Annotated in this window: 5 protein-coding genes; all 5 read left to right on the forward strand. The window is 50.8% G+C overall.

Annotated elements, in window-relative coordinates; genetic code table 11:
* On the forward strand, positions 1 to 1,081 hold a 1,081-nt coding region (gene mmsA / locus Q0231_RS06945), incomplete at its 5' end, for a CoA-acylating methylmalonate-semialdehyde dehydrogenase (protein WP_299346698.1).
* 6 nt (positions 1,082 to 1,087) lie between these two features.
* Positions 1,088 to 2,227 (forward strand): acyl-CoA dehydrogenase family protein, encoded by a 1,140-nt coding sequence (locus Q0231_RS06950; protein ID WP_299346700.1) that lies wholly within the window; start codon positions 1,088 to 1,090, stop codon positions 2,225 to 2,227.
* 3 nt (positions 2,228 to 2,230) lie between these two features.
* Entirely contained in the window at positions 2,231 to 3,262 is a 1,032-nt protein-coding gene (locus Q0231_RS06955; RefSeq protein WP_299346702.1) for an enoyl-CoA hydratase/isomerase family protein, read from the forward strand.
* A 25-nt stretch (positions 3,263 to 3,287) separates the two neighbouring features.
* The gene (mmsB, locus tag Q0231_RS06960; RefSeq protein WP_269393222.1) at positions 3,288 to 4,172 is read left to right on the forward strand and encodes a 3-hydroxyisobutyrate dehydrogenase; all 885 of its coding nucleotides are present in this window, start codon (positions 3,288 to 3,290) and stop codon (positions 4,170 to 4,172) included.
* A 34-nt stretch (positions 4,173 to 4,206) separates the two neighbouring features.
* Positions 4,207 to 4,547: enoyl-CoA hydratase-related protein (locus Q0231_RS06965; RefSeq protein ID WP_299346705.1), on the forward strand; the 341-nt coding region annotated here is incomplete at its 3' end.

Consider the following 4,547-nt stretch of genomic DNA (forward strand, 5'->3'; position numbering starts at 1 on the left):
TGGCGTTGTTGCGGGCATTACCCCTTTGAACTTTCCAGCCACGATCCCCATGTGGAAATTTTGCCCGGCAATCGCTGCGGGCAACACCTTTATCCTTAAGCCTTCAGAGCGCGATCCAAGTGTGCCGAACATGCTTGCAGAATTGATGCTCGAAGCGGGCGCACCAAAAGGCGTTTTGAATGTGGTGCATGGCGACAAAGAAGCTGTGGACGGCATTTTGGACCATGAAGACATCCATGCGATTGGCTTTGTCGGCTCTACCCCAATTGCTGAATATATCTATTCGCGCGGGACAGCGAACGGCAAACGGGTTCAGTGCTTTGGCGGCGCAAAAAACCATATGATCATTATGCCAGACGCGGATATGAACCAAGTGGTTGATGCGCTGGTTGGCGCAGGCTACGGCGCTGCTGGCGAACGCTGCATGGCCATTTCTGTGGCGGTGCCTGTTGGCAAAGAAACCGGTGACAAATTGGTTGCAGCACTCAAGGCACGTGTAGAGGCTTTGCGCGTTGGTCCTTACACTGATGGTGATGATGCAGATTTTGGTCCTTTGGTGACCAAAGAAGCGCAAGCCAAGGTAAAAGGCTTGGTTGATCAGGGCGTGAAAGAAGGCGCAGACTTGGTCGTTGATGGCCGCGACTTTGTGGCCAAAGGACATGAAGAGGGGTTCTTTGTTGGCCCTTGCCTGTTCGACAATGTGACCGAAGAAATGGAAATCTACAAACAAGAGATTTTTGGACCGGTCCTATGCGTTGCCCGGGTTGATGATTATGAAGCTGGTTTGAAACTGGCGATGGATCACGAGTATGGCAATGGCGTTGCGATCTTTACACGCGATGGAGACACAGCACGCGATTTCACCTTCCGTATCAATGTTGGCATGGTTGGCGTGAATGTGCCCATTCCTGTGCCTTTGGCTTATTACACATTTGGCGGCTGGAAACGGTCTGGCTTTGGTGATTTGAACCAACATGGCCCAGATGCATTCCGGTTCTATACCAAAACCAAAACTGTCACGTCACGTTGGCCTTCTGGCACTAAAGAAGGTGCGAGTTTTTCTATTCCAACTATGGAGTAATCCAACATGGATTTTGCGCTAAGCGAAGAACAGTCAGCCATTTTTGAAATGGCGCGCGAGTTTTCAATGGAGAACATTGCGCCAAATGCGGTTGAATGGGATCAGGCCAAGCACTTCCCGCTTGATGTGATCAAAAAAACCGCTGAATTGGGCATGGCGGGCATTTATACACGCGACGATATCGGCGGGTCGGATTTGACCCGTCTTGATGCGGCATTGATATTTGAAGCCTTGTCGCATGGCTGTCCTGCAACGGCGTCGTTCCTTTCTATCCACAATATGTGCTCTTGGATGATCGACACGTTTGGCTCTGAGGACATGCGCCAAAAATGGGGACCGAAGCTGACCAGCATGGAAACTGTGGCCAGCTATTGTTTGACAGAACCAGGCTCTGGATCTGACGCTGCATCGTTAAAAACGACAGCAAAGCGCGACGGTGACACCTATGTTTTGAAGGGTACAAAGAGTTTCATTTCTGGTGGGGGCGTATCAGATCTTTACATCGTGATGGCACGAACTGGCGAACCTGGCCCTAAAGGCATTTCTGCCTTCCTTATGGAAAAGGGCACGCCCGGCCTTTCCTACGGCGCGAACGAAAAGAAAATGGGCTGGAACGTTCAACCAACCACTGAAGTGGTGATGGACGATGTAGTGATCCCTGCTGCGAACTTGTTGGGCAAGGAAGGCGACGGCTTTAAATATGCTATGAAAGGCCTTGATGGTGGTCGTTTGAACATTGCCGCCAGTGCATTGGGCGCAGCGCAAGCCGCACTTGATAAGACACTAAGCTACATGTCCGAACGTCAAGCCTTCGGCAAGTCCATCAACCAGTTTCAAGCTTTGCAGTTCCGCCTAGCGGACATGGAAATTGAGCTACAAGCCGCGCGGGTGTTTTTGTACAAAGCTGCCTGGACATATGACCAAGGTACGCCTGACGCGACGAAATATTGTGCTATGGCAAAACGTTTTGTCACCGACACCGCGTTCGATGTGGCCAACCAAGCCCTGCAACTGCACGGCGGATACGGCTATTTAGCAGATTATGGCATTGAAAAAATCGTGCGCGATTTGCGGGTACACCAAATCCTTGAAGGCACCAATGAAATCATGCGCCTGATCGTTTCACGCCAAATATTGAGTGAGTAATTGATGGACGATTTAATTGTTCAAATTCAAGGCAATGTTGGGGTAATAACCCTTAATCGCCCCAAAGCGTTGAACGCATTGAGCCAAACCATGGTTGATGGCATTGCTGACGCGCTTGCAAGTTGGGCCGACAACGAAAGCGTGCGTTGCGTGCTAATTGAGGGCGCGGGTGAACGTGCGTTTTGCGCGGGTGGCGACATTCAAGCCATTTATGAAAATGGCCCAAAGGACCCCGATGGATCGCTCGAATTTTGGCGCGACGAATACAGATTGAACGCCATGATTGCGAACTTTAAGAAACCATACATTGCATTGATGCATGGCTTTACAATGGGCGGCGGGGTTGGTGTTTCTGCACACGGCTCGCATCGTATCGTGACCGACGGCTCCGTCATTTCAATGCCAGAAGTGGGCATTGGGTTTTTGCCCGATGTTGGTGGCACTTGGCTGTTGCACAATGCCCCCAAAGGGGTTGGCGCTTACTACGGGATTTCAGGCGCGCGCATGGGGCCTGATGATGCGATCTTTTTGGGTTTTGCGGATGCCTATGTGCCGAACGGTAAATTTGCCACCATCAAAACCCGGTTGATTGCGGGCGAAGAGATTGATGCGATTTTGGCTGACGTGAGCGAAACGCCAAATGAAGGCGATGCGCGTTGGCACCAAAATGACATTGCCCGCTGGTTCGACGCCGACGGTTTTGATCAGGTAATGACCAACATTGAGGCGGATGGCAGCGAGTTCGCGCAAGGCGCTTTAAAGCTATTAAAACGGCAATGCCCTTTGAGCGTAAAATCAACCTTTCATGCCCTGCGCGAAGTCAAGAATTACACATGTGTTGAGCAAAGCTTGCAGCTTGAGTTTCGATTTTGCGCGTGGAGCCTTCGTGGCAAAAACTTCTACGAAGGCATCCGCGCCGCTGTGATCGATAAGGACCGTAACCCAAAATGGGAACCGGCGACACTTGCCGAAGTTACCGACAAGATGGTGCAAGATATGTTCGCCCCCTTGGGCGACAAAGAATTGGTCTTTTAAGACCGAATAATTAGGGAGTGGGAACATGAACGTTGCATTTATTGGCCTTGGCAACATGGGCGGCCCAATGGCCATCAATTTGGTCAAAGAAGGCCACACTGTTTTAGGTTTTGACTTAATGGCAGAGAATGCCGCAAAGGCCAAAGAAGGTGGCGTCAACTTGTCGACAAGTGCTGAAGAAGCTGTGTCGAACGCTGATGCGGTTGTGACCATGCTGCCAAATGGAAAAATCGTTCTTTCCGTGTTCGACCAGCTCTTAAACCACGCGCCAAAGGGCGCTGTGTTTGTTGATTGCTCCACCATTGATGTGGCAAGCGCGCGAGAAGCCCACAAAAAGGCTCAGGACGCTGGTATGCTGAGTTTGGACGCACCTGTTTCTGGCGGTGTCGGTGGCGCAGCTGGCGGCACCTTAACCTTTATGGTTGGCGGCAGCGACGCAGCTTTTGACAAGGCCAAGCCCCTTTTTGACATTATGGGCCAAAAGGCCGTGCACTGCGGGGCAGATGGTGCGGGGCAAGCGGCGAAAATCTGCAACAATATGCTATTGGGCATTTCGATGATCGGTGCGTCTGAAGCCTTTAATCTGGCCGATGCGCTTGGTCTCGATAAATCCGCATTATTTGATGTTATTTCCACATCAAGTGGCTCTTGCTGGTCGGTCAACACCTACTGTCCAGTACCTGGAGTTGGGCCGCAAAGCCCTGCAGATAATGGATATTTACCTGGTTTTGACGCGACGCTGATGCTCAAAGATCTAAAACTATCTCAAGACGCTGCCGAACAATCAGGGGCAACCACCCCCCTTGGCGAACACGCCACAAAGTTGTATGACGCATTCGTAGAAAAGAACGGCGTGGGGCATGACTTTTCTGGAATTATAAATGAATTGAAGGGGCAAAAGCGCTCCTAGAGACAATTTCGCCCTAGATAAAAGGCTGTTCAATATGACACAAACCATTTTGGTCGAAAAGCTCGACCGCGTTGTGCACATCACCCTCAATCGACCCGAAGCGTTAAACGCTTTAAACCTTGCTGTGATGGACGAGGTAACCGCTACCCTTAAACAATATGACGCTGACCCCGAAGTTGGCTGCTTTGTGATCTCGGGCGCGCCTAAAGCATTTGCTGCGGGTGCTGACATCAAAGAAATGCAAACTCAGACTTATACCGATATGGCAAAAGCCAATTGGTTTGCGGGTTGGGACAAGTTAGTTCGCACACGCACACCAATTTTAGCGGCAGTTAATGGCTATGCATTGGGCGGTGGCTGTGAATTGGCGATGAT

Source organism: uncultured Maritalea sp., from assembly GCF_937139385.1.
GTDB classification, from domain to species: domain Bacteria; phylum Pseudomonadota; class Alphaproteobacteria; order Rhizobiales; family Devosiaceae; genus Maritalea; species Maritalea porphyrae_A.